Annotated in this window: 10 protein-coding genes and 1 riboswitch; of the genes, 4 read left to right on the plus strand and 6 right to left on the minus strand. The window is 68.9% G+C overall.

Annotated elements, in window-relative coordinates:
- Positions 1-57 precede the first annotated feature (57 nt).
- Positions 58-2,538, minus strand: coding sequence for a prolyl oligopeptidase family serine peptidase (locus KK141_RS08115; protein WP_214569244.1), 2,481 nt, complete (start codon positions 2,536-2,538; stop codon positions 58-60).
- A 148-nt stretch (positions 2,539-2,686) separates the two neighbouring features.
- A riboswitch (S-adenosyl-L-homocysteine riboswitch) is annotated at positions 2,687-2,791 on the plus strand.
- Between the two features lie 42 nt (positions 2,792-2,833).
- Between KK141_RS08115 and ahcY the strand changes: the two genes are divergently transcribed.
- The 4 genes from ahcY to KK141_RS08135 all read left to right on the plus strand — a co-directional run bounded on the left by ahcY (position 2,834) and on the right by KK141_RS08135 (position 7,035).
- Positions 2,834-4,282 carry an adenosylhomocysteinase gene (gene ahcY / locus KK141_RS08120; RefSeq protein WP_214569245.1) on the plus strand — a complete coding sequence of 483 codons (1,449 nt, stop codon included), beginning with the start codon at positions 2,834-2,836 and terminating at the stop codon, positions 4,280-4,282.
- A 269-nt stretch (positions 4,283-4,551) separates the two neighbouring features.
- Entirely contained in the window at positions 4,552-5,379 is an 828-nt protein-coding gene (gene metF, locus KK141_RS08125; RefSeq protein ID WP_214569246.1) for a methylenetetrahydrofolate reductase [NAD(P)H], read from the plus strand.
- Between the two features lie 48 nt (positions 5,380-5,427).
- On the plus strand, positions 5,428-6,009 hold the full coding sequence (locus tag KK141_RS08130) for a DUF4124 domain-containing protein (RefSeq protein WP_214569247.1): 582 nt from the start codon (positions 5,428-5,430) through the stop codon (positions 6,007-6,009).
- 108 nt (positions 6,010-6,117) lie between these two features.
- A complete protein-coding gene (locus KK141_RS08135; protein WP_167252527.1) occupies positions 6,118-7,035 on the plus strand; it encodes a branched-chain amino acid transaminase in 918 nt (305 codons plus the stop codon).
- Between the two features lie 104 nt (positions 7,036-7,139).
- Here the strand turns inward: KK141_RS08135 and KK141_RS08140 are convergent, their stop codons facing one another.
- From KK141_RS08140 to KK141_RS08160, 5 genes are read right to left on the minus strand one after another with little or no spacing between them, the layout of a single operon-like run.
- Entirely contained in the window at positions 7,140-8,429 is a 1,290-nt protein-coding gene (locus tag KK141_RS08140; protein WP_214569248.1) for a condensation domain-containing protein, read from the minus strand.
- Positions 8,426-9,403: a glycosyltransferase family 2 protein gene (locus tag KK141_RS08145; protein WP_214569249.1), complete on the minus strand. Its 978-nt coding sequence runs from the start codon at positions 9,401-9,403 to the stop codon at positions 8,426-8,428. Before KK141_RS08145 ends, KK141_RS08140 begins: the two co-directional genes overlap by 4 nt.
- Positions 9,400-10,746 (minus strand): condensation domain-containing protein, encoded by a 1,347-nt coding sequence (locus KK141_RS08150; RefSeq protein ID WP_214569250.1) that lies wholly within the window; start codon positions 10,744-10,746, stop codon positions 9,400-9,402. The genes KK141_RS08145 and KK141_RS08150 overlap by 4 nt, the downstream gene beginning before the upstream one ends.
- Positions 10,743-12,068 (minus strand): glycosyltransferase, encoded by a 1,326-nt coding sequence (locus KK141_RS08155; RefSeq protein WP_214569251.1) that lies wholly within the window; start codon positions 12,066-12,068, stop codon positions 10,743-10,745. The genes KK141_RS08150 and KK141_RS08155 overlap by 4 nt, the downstream gene beginning before the upstream one ends.
- Positions 12,065-16,093: a non-ribosomal peptide synthetase gene (locus KK141_RS08160; protein ID WP_214569252.1), complete on the minus strand. Its 4,029-nt coding sequence runs from the start codon at positions 16,091-16,093 to the stop codon at positions 12,065-12,067. The genes KK141_RS08155 and KK141_RS08160 overlap by 4 nt, the downstream gene beginning before the upstream one ends.
- Positions 16,094-16,216: the final 123 nt, after the last annotated feature.

Here is a 16,216-nt window from a genome sequence, read left to right on the forward strand (position 1 = left end):
GATGTTGGGGTTCGCCTGCGGCTCACCCCAACCTACGCCAGGCGTTGGCGCCAAGCGTCAATGTGCTGGCGGGTTCTTCACATACCGCTCCAGCCAATCGTTCGACTCCGCCAGCATCTGCATGATCGATTCGCGCGCCCGGTACGCATGCGCTTCGTTCGGCAGCATCACCAGCCGCGCCGTGCCGCCCAATCCCTTCACCGCCGCGTAGAGGCGCTCGCTCTGGATCGGGAAGGTGCCGGAGTTGTTGTCCTGCTCGCCGTGGATCAGCAGCAGCGCGTCCTTGATGTGGTCGGCGTAGTTGAACGGCGACATCGCGCTGTACACGTCCTGCGCCTGCCAGTAATTGCGCTCCTCCGACTGGAAGCCGAACGGCGTCAGCGTGCGGTTATATGCACCGCTGCGCGCGATGCCCGCCTTGAACAGCCGCGTATGCGCGAGCAGGTTGGCGGTCATGAAGGCGCCGTAGGAATGCCCGCCCACCGCGATGCGGCCGCGCTCGGCCACACCGCGGCGCACGACTTCGTCCACCGCCGCTTCCGCGCTCGCCACCAGCTGCTGCACGTAGGTGTCGTTCGGCTCCTTGCTGCCCTCGCCGACGATCGGCACGGAGAAATCGTCCAGCACCGTATAGCCCATCGCCAGGAAGGCCTGCGGACTCCAGTAGCTGATGCGGTTGAAGCGGTACGGCGAATCGGTGACCTGGCCCGCCGCGTCGGCCGATTTGAACTCGGTGGGATAGGCCCACATCAGCATCGGGCGCGGACCGTCCTTCTTCGGGTCGTAGTGCGGCGGCAGGAACAGCGTGGCGGTGAGTTCGACACCGTCCTTGCGCTTGTAGCGGATCTGCTCCTTCTTCACTTCCTTCAATTGCGGCGTGGGATGCGCGAAGTGCGTGAGCGCGCGCGGCGCGCTGCTGGAGGCCAGTTCGCGCACGTAGAAGTTCGGCGTCTCCGTGGGCGCTTCGCGCGAGGTCAGCGCGTGCTTGCCCTGCGCATCGAGCAGCACCTGCGGCGCTTCGTAGTACGGCGCCTGCGAATGGAACAGGCGCTCGCTCTTGCCGCTGTCCAGGTCGACCTTGTCGATAAACGGACGATCGCCTTCCGGCGAAGCGCCCTTGCCCAGGCGGAAGATGCCGTGCCCGTCGGCGGTGACCACCAGGCGCTGCTCGCCGTGCTCGTCGATCGCCGTCGCGGGCAGGCCCGGGTCCTTGTAGCGGTCCTCGGAGGAACCTTCGCGCACCAGCTTCGGCGCCTGCTGCGGACGGTCCGGCGCGATGCGCCATTCCTTCACCTGGCGCGTCTTCCACCAGAACTCCTCGATCAGCGCCAGCTCGCCCGAGCCCCAATAGGCGCCGGCATAACGGCTGGCCAGGCGCGCCAGCACGGTGGGTTCCTGCGTGAACGGCGCCGCCTGGGTCTTCACCAGGTCGCGCACCTCGGCCTGGCGTGCGGGGTCGCCGCCGTCCTGCGCCTCGGCCCAGACCAGGGTGGCGGGTGCGTCGGCGCGCCAGTCGATGTCGCGCACGCCGGTGCGCACGGCGTCGTTGCCGGTGGGCAGGCCGTCGATCAGCGGCTGGTGCGCGATCTCCTTGACCAGCTTGCCGTCCAGATCCAGCACTTCGATGCGGCGCGGGAAGTAATCCACCGGCACCAGGTAGGAGAACGGCCGCTCGACGCGCTCGCGCAGCACATAGCGGCCGTCCGGCGAGGGCGCGAGCGACAGCGTGAGCGCGGGTTCGCCGAGCCTGGTCACCTTGCCGTCCAGGTCGACCAGGGCGGCCTGCGCGCGCAGGTAGTGCTCCAGCACGCGTGCGTCGTTCTCGTTGTGCAGCAGGTCCTGGTAGGTGGGCAGCGACCTCACGCCGCCGCCGGCGCGCGTCTCCTGCACGTTCGGGCCGGTGGGAATGCCGCCACCGGCCGGCGCCTCGCCCTGCCCGTCGGGCCGCAGTTCCACCAGCAGGCGCTTGCTGTCGGACATCCAGCGGTAGCCGCGGCCGGACACGGTATTGAGCGGCAGCTCGGTCAGGCGGCGCGCGCTGTGTGCAGCGACGTCGACTACCCACAGCTCGTTGCGCCCGGATTTCGCATCCACCTGGTTGAAGGCCAGGAAGCGCTGGTCCGGCGACCAGCTGGTGGTGGCGATCGACAGCGGCGCCGGCAGGCCCTGCAGGCGCTGCTCCTTGCCGCTGGCGATATCCAGCAGCCACAGGTCGGTGCCGAAGGAAAAGCGGCTCTGCGCATAGGTGCGCGGATTGATGCGCAGACCGGCCAGCTTCAGCTCGGGCTGCGCCACCAAGTCGATGCCGGGCAGCGCGGGGGTCTGGATCAGCGCCAGCAGGTCGCGGTGCGGGCTGATCGACAGCTGCGGCGGACGCGGCGCGTCCACCAGCGCCTGCAGCGGCGCGGGCGGCAGGCGGTAGCCGTCGGCCGGGGCGGCCGCCGCGGGCGGGGCCAGCGGGGTGCGGGCGGAGGTGGCCAGCGGCAGTGCCGCCAGCAGGAAACCAACGAGGGCGAGACGCCGGAGCGGACGGTTCATGGGGGCAGACGGCCTCTGGACGAAGAAACTTGCGACGTTACCGGCCCGGCGCCGGCCGGGCCTAGGCCATCCGTCATGGTCGGGGCCGCCTGGGCGCCCGGGCCGGCGTGACGAATCCCGAACGCCGCAGCGGCTATACTTCCGAACTCCCATCGAGGGGCGCTGCGACCGCGGCTGTGTCTTGCCCAGTTAAGAGGCGGCACGAGTCCGGCCAGGCTCGATGGTTTTCATCGTCAAACGGCGCCCGGTCAACCGATGCGGCATTCCCTGCCGCACAAATTTCCGGAGCCACACCATGAACGCAGTAAGCAAAGAAGCCGCCGGCCAGGACTTCAAGGTCCGCGATATCTCCCTCGCCGACCTCGGCCGCCGCCGTATCCGCATGGCGGAAGAGGAAATGCCGGGCCTGATGCAGATCCGCGCCCGCTACGCCAAGGAGCAGCCGCTCAAGGGCGTGCGCCTGTCCGGTTCGCTGCACATGACCAAGGAAACCGCGGTCCTGATCGAGACCCTGAGCACCCTGGGCGCCTCGGTGCGCTGGGCCTCCTGCAACATCTTCTCCACCCAGGACGACTGCGCCGCAGCCATCGCCGCCGCCGGCATCCCGGTGTTCGCCTGGAAGGGCGAGACGCTGGAGGAGTACTGGGACTGCACGCTGGACATGCTCACCCACCCGGGCATGCAGGGCCCCGAGCTGATCGTCGACGACGGCGGCGACGCCACCCTGCTGATCCACAAGGGTCTGGACATGGAGAACGGCGACGACTGGGTCAACACGCCCAGCGGCAACCATGAGGAGCAGGTGATCAAGGACCTGCTCAAGCGCACCGCCAAGGAGCGTCCCGGTTTCTGGAAGAAGGTCGCGGCCGACTGGAAGGGCGTCTCCGAGGAGACCACCACCGGCGTGCACCGCCTGTATCAGATGATGGAAGCGGGCAAGCTGCTGGTGCCGGCGATCAACGTCAACGACTCGGTCACCAAGAGCAAGTTCGACAACCTGTACGGCTGCCGCGAGTCGCTGGCCGACGGCATCAAGCGCGCCACCGACCTGATGGTCGCCGGCAAGGTCGCCGTGGTGTGCGGCTACGGCGACGTGGGCAAGGGCTGCGCGCACTCGCTGAAGGGCTTCGGCGCGCGCGTGATCGTCACCGAGATCGACCCGATCAACGCCCTGCAGGCGGCGATGGAAGGCTTCCAGGTCACCACCGTGGAAGACACGCTCGGCATGGCCGACATCTACGTCACCACCACCGGCAACAAGGACATCATCACGCTGGAGCACATGGCGGCGATGAAGAACAACGCCCTGGTCTGCAACATCGGCCACTTCGACAACGAGATCCAGATCGACCGCCTGAACGGCGCCAAGGACGTGTCGCGCGAGACCATCAAGCCGCAGGTCGACCGCTACACCTTCGCCGCCACGCAAAGTAAGAGCGGCGGCCACAGCATCTACATGCTGGCCGAAGGCCGCCTGGTGAACCTCGGCTGCGCCCACGGCCATCCGAGCTTCGTGATGTCCAACAGCTTCTCCAACCAGACGCTGGCGCAGCTGGACCTGTGGAAGAACAAGGACGTCTACGAGAAGACCGTCTACCGCCTGCCCAAGCAGCTGGACGAGGAAGTCGCCCGCCTGCACCTGGAGCAGATCGGCGTGAAGCTGACCAAGCTGACCGCGGATCAGGCCGCCTACATCGGCGTGCCGGTGGAAGGCCCGTACAAGCCGGACCACTACCGCTACTGAGCGGCGGTCCAGCGGGAACGAAAGGCGCGCGGTGCAAACCGCGCGCTTTTTTTGTGCCTTGGCTTTTAGCCCCTCTCCCTCCGGGAGAGGGGTTGGGGTGAGGGTGCGGGCGGAGCGAGGCGCACCGCTCCGCCCGTACCCTCATCCGCCTGCCGGCACCTTCTCCCGGAGGGAGAAGGGCTTCACCCGTGGAAGATTGATTCACATATATCGCTTCATCGCGACCAAGAGATATATACTCCCCGCCATTCCTACCCGAGAGTCCGACGATGCCGGCCATCAGCTTCGAATTCTTCCCGCCCAAGACCGACGAGCAGCGCGACCAGCTCGACCGCACCGCCCGCCTGCTCAAGGGGCGCGGGCCGGACTACGTCTCGGTGACCTTCGGCGCCGGCGGCTCCACCCTCAGCTACACCGGCGAGACGGTGGCGCGCCTGCACCGCGAGCACGGCCTGGACGTGGCGCCGCACCTGTCCTGCATGGGCGGCACCCGCGCCGAGATCGCCGAGCTGCTGGACGGCTACCGCGCTGCCGGCTACCGCCGCATCGTGGCGCTGCGCGGCGATCTGCCCTCGGGCATGGCCTCGCCCGGCGACTTCCGCTATGCGGCCGAGCTGGTCGGCTTTATCCGCCAGCACAGCGGCGAGCATTTCCATATCGAAGTGGCCGCCTATCCGGAAACCCATCCGCAGGCCGACGACGCGCTGGCCGACCTGCGCCACTTCAAGAGCAAGGTCGACGCCGGCGCCAATGGCGCGATCACCCAGTACTTCTACAACGCCGACGCCTACTTCCGTTTCCTCGACGACGTGCGCCGCCTTGGCGTGGACGTGCCGGTGGTGCCGGGCATCATGCCGATCGGCAATTTCTCCCAGCTCAAGCGTTTCTCCGACGCCTGCGGCGCGGAGATCCCGCGCTGGATCGCCAAGCGCATGCAGGCGCACGGCGACGATGCCGAATCGATCCGCGAACTGGCCGCCGACGTAGTGGCGCAGCTGTGCCAGCGCCTGCTGGACGGCGGTGCGCCGGGCCTGCACTTCTACACGCTCAACCGCGCCAAGGCGACGCAGTCGGTGCTGGAGCGGCTGTCGATTTAAGAGGCAGGTCGAGCTTTCAGTCAGGCCGCGCGGGTTATCCTGCGCGGCATGCGTCTCTTCCTTGTTGCTTCCGCACTGTTCCTCTCCCTCTGGCTGCTGCCCGCTCCCGCCAACGCGCAGGAGGGCGTGCACCGCTGCATCGGCCCCGACGGCAATCCGCTGTTCACCGACCAGCCCTGCGCCGCGCTGAAGGCCACGCCGGTGCAGGCCGCGCCGAAATCCGCCGCTCCCGCGCCTAACGCGCCGGTGCCCTCCGCGCCGCCGCCGATCCTGTGCGCCACCAGCGTGGCCGAGCTGCGCCAGAGCGTCACCGACGCCTTCGCCACGCGCGATCCCAACCGCCTCGCCGGCCTGATGCTGTGGGAAGGCGCGGGGCGCAATGCGGTGGTGTCCGACATCCGCTCGCTGGGTGCGCTGATGAAACGCCCGCTGCTGGATTTCGGCGAACAGAACGCGGCCGAGCAGGCCGGCGGCAACGATCCCGATGCGCCGCCCGCCGAACATCCCGCGCCGCAGGAGCACCAGCTGGTGGTGCACACCGCCTCGGACGACGCCAGCGGCGAGCCGAAGGAAACGCGCTTCGACATCGTGCGCCGCTCCGGCTGCCTGTGGCTGCGCAGCGCCGGCTGAGCCGCGCATCGCCGCGATTCGAACGAGCGCTTGAACCCCTGCAAGGCGGCTGAAAGATGAGGCCGCCCGGCAGCGGTTATCATGTCGCTCATTTTTCGGAGAATCGACATGGCGCAGCAGTATCCCGAATGGATCTGGCAGAACGGCCAGATCAAGCCCTGGCGCGAGGCCACCACGCATGTGATGTCGCACGCGCTGCATTACGGCTCGTCGGTGTTCGAGGGCATCCGCAGCTACGCCACGCCGGACGGCGCCGCGATCTTCCGCCTCACCGACCATCTCAAGCGCCTGTACCAGTCGGCCAAGATCTACGACATGGTGCTGCCCTATTCGCAGGACGAGATCGCCGCGGCCTGCCGTGACGTGATCAAGAAGAACGGCCTGGGCGCCGCGTATCTGCGTCCTGTCGCCTACCGCGGCCTCGGCGGCTTCGGCTTGTCGGCGGAAACGCCGATCGACGTGGCGGTGGCCGCGTGGCCGATGGGTCCGTATCTCGGGCCGGAAGCGCTGGAAAGCGGCATCGACGCCTGCGTGTCGAGCTGGCAGCGCTTCGCGCCGAACACCATTCCGGCCGGCGCCAAGGCCGGCGGCAATTACCTCTCCGGCCAGCTGATCGCGCGTGAAGCGCGCCGCCTGGGCTTTGGCGAAGGCATCGCGCTGGCCAATACCGGCCTGCTCAGCGAAGGCGCGGGCGAGAACCTGTTCCTGGTGTTCGACGGCGTGCTGCACACCACGCCGGCCAGCGCCTCGATCCTCACCGGCATCACCCGCCACACGCTGATGACGCTGGCGCGCGAAGACGGCATCGAAGTGATCGAGCGCGACATCCCCCGCGAGTACCTGTACTTGTGCGACGAGCTGCTGATGTGCGGCACCGCCGCGGAGATCACCCCGATCCGCTCGGTCGACGGCAAGAAGATCGGCTCGGGCAAGGCCGGCCGCGTCACGCGCCGGATGCAGGAGCTGTTCTTCGGGCTGTTCAATGGCAAGACCAACGACCAGTGGGGTTGGCTGGAGCCGGTGTAACCGGCATAGCGACACAGCCTGCGTAGGTTGGGGTGAGCGCAGCGAACCCCAACACCTCGGATGCGATCCAGCTTCGTTGGGGTTCGCCTTCGGCTCACCCCAACCTACTCCGCAGCCAATGCCTCCACCGGCTCGACGCCGCGCCTGCGATGCGTCGCCTGCTCCCGCAACACCCCCATGAACGCCTGCTCCAGCGCATCCACCTGCGCTGCGCTCATGCACTGCTCCTCGCCGATGAACACGAAGCGCAGCCGCCCGTGCAGCGCGAACGCCACCAGGCCCAGCGGACGCACGCCGAAGGAGCGCACCGACAAGGTGAAGTCCTCCAGCCGGAATGGCGCCTGCGCCTCCAGCAGATCGATCGGCCCCAGGTTGGAAAAGGAAAACTGGTTCCAGTTGCCATTGCGGCTGAGCGCATCGCCCAGCCGCACGATGGAGTTCAACTTGTGCTCCGACGGCGGCTTCAGCATCTCGCAGAAGCGGTACTTGCCGGGAATCGCCAGCAGTTCCTGCTCCATCTTGCCGGCCATCTCGCGATAGATGTCGCGCGCCCGCTCCCACAGATCCGCGCCGCGCTCGCGCCCCACTTCGATCTTGAAGCTGCCGCCGCCGAAGAACAGCATGTCGTCCTTCAGCTGCGCCAGCCGGCCGCGGCGCGCGTCGATCGGGTTGTCGATACGCGTCGGTGCACGCTTGCCCAGCGCCGACTGCAAGGCCAGGTCGAGGATCGCCAGCAAGGCCGCATGCATCGACACCTGCTCGACCCGGCAGCGATGCTTGAGCACCGCGGTCAGCCCCGCATCCACATGCCATTCCCGCCGCAAGGTGTCGTGGCGCGGCGGCCGGCGCGACGACGGAACCACCGCGATCAGCCCATTGATCACCGCGGCGACCATGCGCTGCTTGCGCTCTTCCGCGCCACCCGGCGGAGCGGCAACGTCCAGCGGACTGATCGGCGCATACGGCAGCAGCGGCGCATCGCCGTGCAGACCCGCCAGCAGTTCGCGCGCCAGGGTGAGGATGCTCATGCCATCGCAGATACGGTGCGCGGTGGTGATCAAAAGCACGCCGCCGCGCGCCGTGCGCAACCAGGCCACGCGCAGCAGCGGTTCGTCGGCTGCGAAGACGCTGGCTTCCTCGCGCGCAATCTCGCCGGCCAGCACTTGCTCGGAGGTGCAGATCGCCACACGCAGCGGCACCGGGCCGGCCGCGTCCAGCGCGTAGTACAAGCCGTCGCTTTCCTCGCGCAGCAGCATGCGCAGCGCCGGATGCTTGCGCTGCACGCGGTCCAGCGCCGCGCGCAGGCGTTCGACCGGCAGCGCGCCTTCGATAGTGAGGCGGTAGGTGATATTGCCGTCGATCAGCCGCTCGATGGTGGTGAGCTTGCGCATCATGGCGCCTGCTCCGTCGCGACGGCCGCAGCGCCGGCAAGCGCGTTGCCGCGCGCCGGCTCTTTCTTGCAGAACGCGGCGATGCGCGGATGCAGGCTTTCGAACGTACCCAGCCGGCCACGGCGCCCGTCGACGTAACCGCAGGCAATCGCCAGCACCTTGCGCAGCTTCTGCGGCTCGAACAGCAGCACGTTGAACGCCTGGTGCAGCGCGAGCAGTCCGCCCAGCCAATGCAGCCCCCAATGCGCGCGATACAAGCGCAGCGTGTAAACGCCGTTGCGCGCACCGTAGTAGCGGCGCCACGCCGCGTGGTTGGTGGTGAACAGGCGGCCGTGGCGTTCGATCTGCCCGGTGGTCTGGCGCATCGTCACCGCCGCATTCATGCGCACCGGCACACCCAGCGTGTTCGCACGCAGGCCGTATTCGATGTCGATGTACTCGATAAAGAAATCCTCGCGGAACGCGCCGAGCTGGCGGTATGCCTGCGCGGAAACCGCCGAGCCGGACGAGATCACGAACAAGGTGTCGAACACGCCTTCGTTCGGCTCGCGCATCTTCTGCGGCTTCGGCCAGCGACGTCCCGGTGGCATCACCACCATGAACTTTTCCAGATTGATCTCGTAGATCTTCGGCCCGAGGATGAAGGCCTCGCCCTGTTCGCGCTCGCAGGCCTGCATCATCGCGGCGAAGAAGTCGTCGCCGATGTCAGAATCCTGGTCGAGCAGGAAGATCACCTCGCAACCGCGTTCGAGCAGCAGCTCCGCGCCGCGGTTGTAGGCGCCGGCCAGGCCACCGCGATTGGCGTTGTGGAGCACCGTGCAACCCTGCCGCTGCAGCACTTCGTACAGGGCCAGATCCGGTTGCGGCGAGTTGTCGATCGCCACTACGTTCTGCCCCAACGCCGCCGCTTTCTCCAGGTTGCGCAGAAAGGCCTCGCTGGGGTGGTACAGCACGAAGATCACGCCATAGCTTTTCATACGCTTTCCACGGGGCTTTCCACGGGTACGGGAGCGGACAGGCCGGCGGCGGCCGGGGCAGGCAGGGCCGAAGCCGCCTGCAGCAACTCCATCGCCAACTGGCGGATCTGCGCGGCCTGCGCGCTGGGCAGCGAGCTTTCGTCGGAGATAAAGGCGAGGTCCAGGCGCTCGGCGAAGCCGACGATGGTGATCAGGCTGGCCGGCGTGGGTTCGAGCAGGGCCGACGGCGCGTGGATCGCCTCCAGGCGGACGCCGCCTTCGTCGCGCGAGGAGTCGTCCAGACGGCCCAGGTAAGAAAGCGACACACCGCCGCCGCTGCGCTTCGAACGCGACCACGCGAGCAGCTGGTCGAACAGCGGATGCAGCCGTTCGAGTCCCAGCAATTGTTCGTACACCGCCGGCCCGAGGCGGTCGATCTGCCGCCGCATATCCTCGTGCAGCGCACGCGCCAGCACCCAGAAATCCGCATCGCGCGACTTGCGCCCGCCGAATGTCAGCCGCACGGTCGGCGCCATGGTGAACAAGGCACCACCCTGCAACGCCGGCAGATAGCGGCGCGCATCGACCGGGGCGACAAACTTCTCCACGCCGCGGATGCCGCGCACCGACCAGCAGGCCAGCATGAAAGCTGTGCACAGCGCCGCGAACACGCCGACCTCGGCGTCCTTCGCCCGCCGCACCAGCGCCTGCACCGCCACCGGCTCGATCGACCAGCGCTGCGTATAGGCGGCGCCATAACTTACCGGCGCGCCGATGCGCCGCGTACGGATAAAGGCGCCGAACAGCGCGGCCTTCAGGCGCGCGCGCCGCTGCAGCCAGCGATTGCGCTGCGCTTCCGGCGGCACCACGTCGGCGCTGCCCTGCAGCTCGAAGCGCGGCCCCAGCCTGGCGTCGGGGCGGCCGCACACGGTAAGGATGTCGCGCAGCAGATTCACCGCCGACAACCCGTCGCAGATGCAGTGATGGCAACTCAGCAGCAGATCGCTGCGCCCGGCGCCGCGCAGCCAGACCATGCGGATCAGCGGCTCGCGCGCGCCATCGAACAGGCGCTCGCATTCCAGCCGCGCCTGCTCCTGCCAGTCGTCATCGCCCTGCCGTTCGACGATGCGCAGCGCGATCGGCGGCGGCGCGTCCTGCTGCACGAACCACGGGCGTCCATCGGCAGCGTGCTCCACCAGGCTTTGCAGCACGGCGTGCCGCGCCTGCACACGCTCCAGCGCCAGGCGCAGGCGTGGCTCGTCGAGCGTGCCGGATAGCGTGGCGGGCAGCACCAGCGCCACCGCGCGCTGTCCGTCCAGGTACATGCCGCGCTCGAACAGTGCGAACGGCCGGCGCGCGCTCATGCCACGCTCCGCTGCGGTTCCATCGCGGTCTCCATCATTTCAACCTCACCCAGCAAGCCCCAGCGCCGCAGATGCCGCAGCGCTTCGCCCACACCGTCTTCGGCGCGGATCGCGCGGCCCAGTGCTTCGGCTTCGCGCAGCATCTCTGGCTGCTCCATCGCGGTGAGCGCCGCGGCCAACGCATCGGCGTTCAAGCTGCGCCGGTCCAGTGCGGCGGGCGCCACGCCACGGCGCTGCAGGCAGCGCGCCCAGAACGGCTGGTCGCCGTAGAACGGCACCACCGCCGCGGGAATGCCGGCGCGCGCCGCCGCTGCCGTGGTGCCCGCGCCGCCGTGATGCACGGCGCCGGCCATGCGCGGAAACAGCCAGTCGTGCGGCGCCTGGCGCAGGCCGTAGATCTGCCCGTCCAGCGCGCCTTCGGCGATCTCCAGCCCGCCCCAGCCCGCCGCCAGCACCGCGCGGCGGCCGCTCTTGCGCACGCCGTCCAGCACGATGCGGGTGAACTCGGCGGCGCGGCTGCTCACCATGCTGCCGAAGCCGATATAGACCGGCTTGGGACCGGCGGAGAGAAACTCTGCAAGTTCCACCGGTGGCGCCCACGCCGGCGGATCGAAGAACCAGTAGCCGGTGACCTGCGAGCTGTCGGGCCAGTCCGCCGGCCGCGGCAGCACCTGGCGGCTGAAACCGTTGATCACCTTCTCGTCCAGCGCATGGCGGCCGAGATAAGGGCCATGCCAGGGATAGCGCGGCAAGCCCAGCCGCGGCCGCACGATGTCGTTGATCGCCGGCCGCATCACATGCCACACCAGCAGCCACAGCAGATGATGCGCGGCCAGACTCACCGGGCCGGGCAGGCGGTCGCGCGAACCGCTCAGCACCATCGGCGGCAGCAGGCGCGAGGGCGTCAGCGGCTGCAGGCGCGCAATGGCGAACGGCACGCCGCGCCGCTCCGACAGCGCCTTGGCCAGCAAGGTGCTGTTGCTCACGCCGATCAGCAGGCCCGCGCCTTCGCTCGCCGCCATGCCCTCCTCGGCCCAGTGCTCGGCCCACAGCGCATAGCGCTGGCGGAAGATGCGCGCCATCGCGCGCAGGTTGAGGCCCTGCTCGGCGATGCTGCGGTCGGCTTCCAGCATGGCCTGGAAATCGGCGGTGAGCGGAAAGAACTCCAGGCCCGCTTCGCGCACCAGCGGCTCGAAATTGCCGCTGGTGGCGATGCGCACCGGATAACCCGCGCGCTGCAGCCCCTGCCCCAGCGCCACGCAGGGCCGCACGTCGCCCTGCGTGCCGATGGTGAAGATGACGATCGGCTTGGGCGCGCTCATGCGGCGGCCAGCCCCGGCTGCGGCGCCAGCGGCGGCGCGGTGCCGGCGCGTTCGTCCGGGATATCGAACAGGCGGTGGCGCAGCACCGTGCCGATGGTCTCCGCCGGCGCCTGCTCCAGCACCGCCTCGTGATGGCAGGCCAATTCCTGCACTTCGATGCGCCAGCCGATGAATGGCCGCCAGGCCGAGGGGCGGTGGTCGAGGATGCCGTCCAGGTCGCCCTCGCGCTCGGTGGCGTGGAAGAACAGCAGGTCCAGGTTGATCCGGCGCGGCGTGTATTGGCGCGCCAGCTCCAGGTTGTTGCGCATCACCGCGAACAGATGCTCGATGAATTGCGGGTGGCTCTTGATGATCTCCTGCACCAGCGGGATCGAGCGCGCGTTGTAGCTGTGCAGCAGCAGCGAGGCCAGCTCCTTCAGCGTCTGCGGGGCGTCTTCGCCGGCATGCTGGTGCAGGCCGAGGAAGTTCAGCGCGGCGCGCACTTCTTTGGCTTCCTCGCGCGGGCGCGAGCGCTCGCCGGCGGTGAACAGATAGCTGTCGATCATCGCCAGCAGTTCGACGCGCTCGCCCATCGCCAGCAACTGCTCGGCGATGGCGTGGCCGATCAGGCCGCCCATCGAACGCCCGACCAGGCGGTACGGCCCCTCCGGCTGGATGCGCCGGATCTGCGCCAGATAATCCGCCGCCACTTCCTCGATGCTGCCGGGCAGGCGCAGATCGCCGCGCAGGCCGCGCGACTGCAGGCCATATACCGGGACAGCCGGGTCGAGATGCCGCAGCAGCGCGGAGAAGCCCAGGCTCAGGCCCATCATCGGATGGATGCAGAACAACGGCCGCGCCGGCGCCTTGCCTACTTCGCGCAGCCGCGGCGGCGCGCGCAGCACGATCACCTCGCCGAGCGGATCGTCGCTCTCGCCGCCGAGGCGGTCGACGAAGGCCGCCAGGTTGGCCACCGTCGGCGCTTCGAACAGGCTGCCCAGCGGCAGCTCCACGCCGAACTCCGCCGGGAAACCCACCGCCATCTCCGCCGCGGTGAGCGAATCGCCGCCGAGCTCGAAGAAGTTGTCGTGCAGGCCGACGCGTTCGATGCGCAGCAGGCGCTGCCAGAGTTCCGCCAGCTTGCGCTCGACCGGCGTGGAAGGCTCCACGAACGCGGCGCGAGCGATACGGTCCGGCGCCGGCAGCGCGCGGCGATCGAGCTTGCCGTTCGGCGTCAGCGGCAGCGCATCCAGCAGGGTGAAGCTGGACGGCAGCGCGGGCTCCGGCAGGCGGCGCGCGAGGAACACGCGCAACTGGTCGGGATCGAAGGCGGCAGCTTCGCGCGCCACCACGTAGGCGGCCACGGCGAGACTGCCGTTCGCATCGCGGAAGGTGGTGACCGCCGCCGCGGCGATGCCGGTGTGCTGGGTCAGCAGGTTCTCGACCTCGCCCAGCTCGATGCGGTGGCCGCGGATCTTCACTTGGCTGTCGGCGCGCCCGATGAATTCGAGCAGGCCGTCGTCGCGCCAGCGCACCAGGTCGCCAGTGGCGTACATGCGGCTGCCGTCGGCGGCGAAGGGGTCGGCGGGGAAGCGTTCCTCGGTGAGCTGCGGGCGATGCAGATAGCCCTTGGCTACGCCCGCGCCGCCGATATACAGCTCGCCGGTCGCGCCGGTTACCACCGGCCGCCGCGCGGCATCGAGCACGTACAGACGCGTGTTGAGGATGGGGCGGCCGATCGGCGGAATGCCGGAGCCGATCACTTCCAGCTCGTAGGCTGTGGACCACACCGTGGTTTCGGTGGGGCCGTAGAACTGCGTCACCCGCGCGGCCGCGGCCTTGAGCCGCGCTGCGAGTTCCGCGCCCAGCGCCTCGCCGCCCACCATGGCGTGCACGTGATCCAGCTGCGTTTCCGCGCTGCCCAGCAGGATGCGCCACAGCGACGGTGTCGCCTGCACATGGGTGACGCCGCTGGCGCGGATCAGCCGCGCCAGTTCCACCGGCTGCTGCGCGGCGCCGCTGCCGGCCATCACCACGCAGGCCCCGGCGGTAAGTGGCAGGTACAGCTCCAGCCCCGCGATATCGAAGATCACCGTGGTGACGGCGAGGAAGCGATGGCCCGGTGCGGGTTCCAGCAGCCGCGCCATGCCCTGCAGGAAGTTGGCGAGATTGCGGTGGGTGACTTCCACGCCCTTGGGGCGGCCGGTAGAGCCGGAGGTGTAGAGCACGTAGGCGACGCCGTCGGGATGGCTCAGGTCCGGCTCGTGCGCGGCTTCCAGCGCAGGAACATCGAGCTGTTCCGGCAGCAGCTGCATGCCGCCGCCCATGGGCAGGCGCTCGTGGATGGCGCGGGTGGCGATCAGCGCGATCGGCGCGGCATCGTCCAGCAGCAGTGCGGTGCGTTCGGCCGGGCCGTCCGGGTCGATCGGCAGATACGTGGCGCCGGCGCGCATGATCGCCAGCAGCGCGATCAGCAGCTGCTCGTTGCGCGGCAGGGCCACGGCCACGATGTCGCCGGGCGCGACGCCGTCGTCGATCAGCTGCCGCGCCTGCGCCACGCTGCGCCGGTGCAGTTCGCGGTAGCTCAGCACGGTGTCGCCCGCGATCACCGCCGGCGCATCCGGCCGCAGCGCCGCCTGCTGCGCCACGTGCGCGGGCAGGCCGCTCAGTTCGACCGGCGCGGCGGTGTCGTTCCAGGCCATCAGCAGGCGGTGGCGTTCTTCGTCGCCGAGCAGGTCGATGTCGCGCAGGCGCGCCTCGGGTTCGGCCAGCACGCCTTCGATCAGGCGGCACAGGCGGCGGCGATGTTCGTCCAGTTCGTCCATGTCGTATAGCAGCGGGTTGGCGTCGAGGTCGATGCGCAGGCCGGCATCGGTGCCGCGGTCGTAGACGAAGACCATCAGGTCTTCCGCCGAACTGTTGGACATGTTGTGCGAAGAAGTGCCCGCGCCGGCGAAGTCGAGCTGGTAATCGAACGGCTCGATATTGATGCCCAGCCAGGCCACGGCACGGCCCTGCCCGACCAGGCCCAGGTCGCGGCGCAGGTCTTCGTAGCGGTATTGCTGGTGGCGCAGCGTCTGCCGCACGGCGCGCGAGACCTGTTCGAACAGGCCGCCGGCGGTGAGCTCCGCGCTGAACTGCAGGCGGATCGGCACCACGTTGGCGAAGATGCCCGGCATGCGGCGCGCCTCGGCGTTAAGCCGCGCCGTCACCGGCATGCCGAACACCAGGTCTTCCGCGCCGGTGACGCGGTGGTAGTACGCCGCCACCAGGCCGATCAGCACCTGCGGCAGGCTGGCGCCGGTGGCTTTGCCCAGTTCGGCCAGGCGGCGCGAGGTTTCCGGCGGCAGGATCGCCGTGCTGCGGCACAGGCTGTCGGCCAGGCCGGGGCGATGCTGGCGGCGCGACAGCGTGACCGCTTCGGGCAGGTCGGCGAGCAGTTCCTTCCAGTAGTCGCGGTCGCGGCGGAAGCGGTCCGACTCGCGATACGCGCTTTCCAGCGCGCTGGCGGTGGCGGCGGGCGCGAACTCGCACGGCGGCGGTTCACTGCCCTGCACCAGGGCGGTGTACAGCTCGGCCAGGCGCCGCGCGAGCAGGCCGCCGCCGTAGCCGTCCAGCACGATGTGGTGCGCGCGCTGGTACCAGACGTAGTGATCGCCGGCGAGCTTGAACAGCACGCTGACCCACAGCGGGTCGTGTTCGAGATCCGGGTTGCGCGAGTACTCCTCGTGCATCCACGCCTCGGCGGCCGCGCGCGGATCGGCTTCGGCGCTCATGTCGAAATAGGGAAACTGGCCGCCGTAGACCTGGCGCACCACCAGCAGCGGCTTGCCGTCGCGCTCGATCACGTTGGCGCGCATCATTTCGGCTTCGTAGACGAGGCGGTACAGCGCCTGGCGGAACAGCGGCGGCTGCACCGGGCCGCGGATATCCACCGCCTCGGCGATATTCATGATCGCGCCGTCGCCGCCGATCTTGTGATTCATCCACAGGCCGCGCTGGGCGGTGGTCAAAGGCAGCAGCACGTCGTCGCGCACATCACTCATGGTTTTTCCCCCTGCGGCCCGCTCAGCCACACGATCCGTTGCAGCATGAAAAGCAGGCACACGTCAGTCGGCGTTAATCGCCCAGGTAATGCATTTGAAATATCGGATAATCGCGACCGAAAG

It is taken from the genome of Dyella sp. LX-66 (assembly GCF_018599165.1).
Lineage (GTDB): Bacteria > Pseudomonadota > Gammaproteobacteria > Xanthomonadales > Rhodanobacteraceae > Dyella_D > Dyella_D marensis.

Bases quoted from the DNA above. Each gene is read 5' to 3' on its own strand.
- KK141_RS08115 (WP_214569244.1), bottom strand. From the start codon at position 2,538: ATGAACCGTCCGCTCCGGCGTCTCGCCCTCGTTGGTTTCCTGCTGGCG.
- ahcY (WP_214569245.1), top strand. From the start codon at position 2,834: ATGAACGCAGTAAGCAAAGAAGCCGCCGGCCAGGACTTCAAGGTCCGC.
- metF (WP_214569246.1), top strand. From the start codon at position 4,552: ATGCCGGCCATCAGCTTCGAATTCTTCCCGCCCAAGACCGACGAGCAG.
- KK141_RS08130 (WP_214569247.1), top strand. From the start codon at position 5,428: ATGCGTCTCTTCCTTGTTGCTTCCGCACTGTTCCTCTCCCTCTGGCTG.
- KK141_RS08135 (WP_167252527.1), top strand. From the start codon at position 6,118: ATGGCGCAGCAGTATCCCGAATGGATCTGGCAGAACGGCCAGATCAAG.
- KK141_RS08140 (WP_214569248.1), bottom strand. From the start codon at position 8,429: ATGATGCGCAAGCTCACCACCATCGAGCGGCTGATCGACGGCAATATC.
- KK141_RS08145 (WP_214569249.1), bottom strand. From the start codon at position 9,403: ATGAAAAGCTATGGCGTGATCTTCGTGCTGTACCACCCCAGCGAGGCC.
- KK141_RS08150 (WP_214569250.1), bottom strand. From the start codon at position 10,746: ATGAGCGCGCGCCGGCCGTTCGCACTGTTCGAGCGCGGCATGTACCTG.
- KK141_RS08155 (WP_214569251.1), bottom strand. From the start codon at position 12,068: ATGAGCGCGCCCAAGCCGATCGTCATCTTCACCATCGGCACGCAGGGC.
- KK141_RS08160 (WP_214569252.1), bottom strand. From the start codon at position 16,093: ATGAGTGATGTGCGCGACGACGTGCTGCTGCCTTTGACCACCGCCCAG.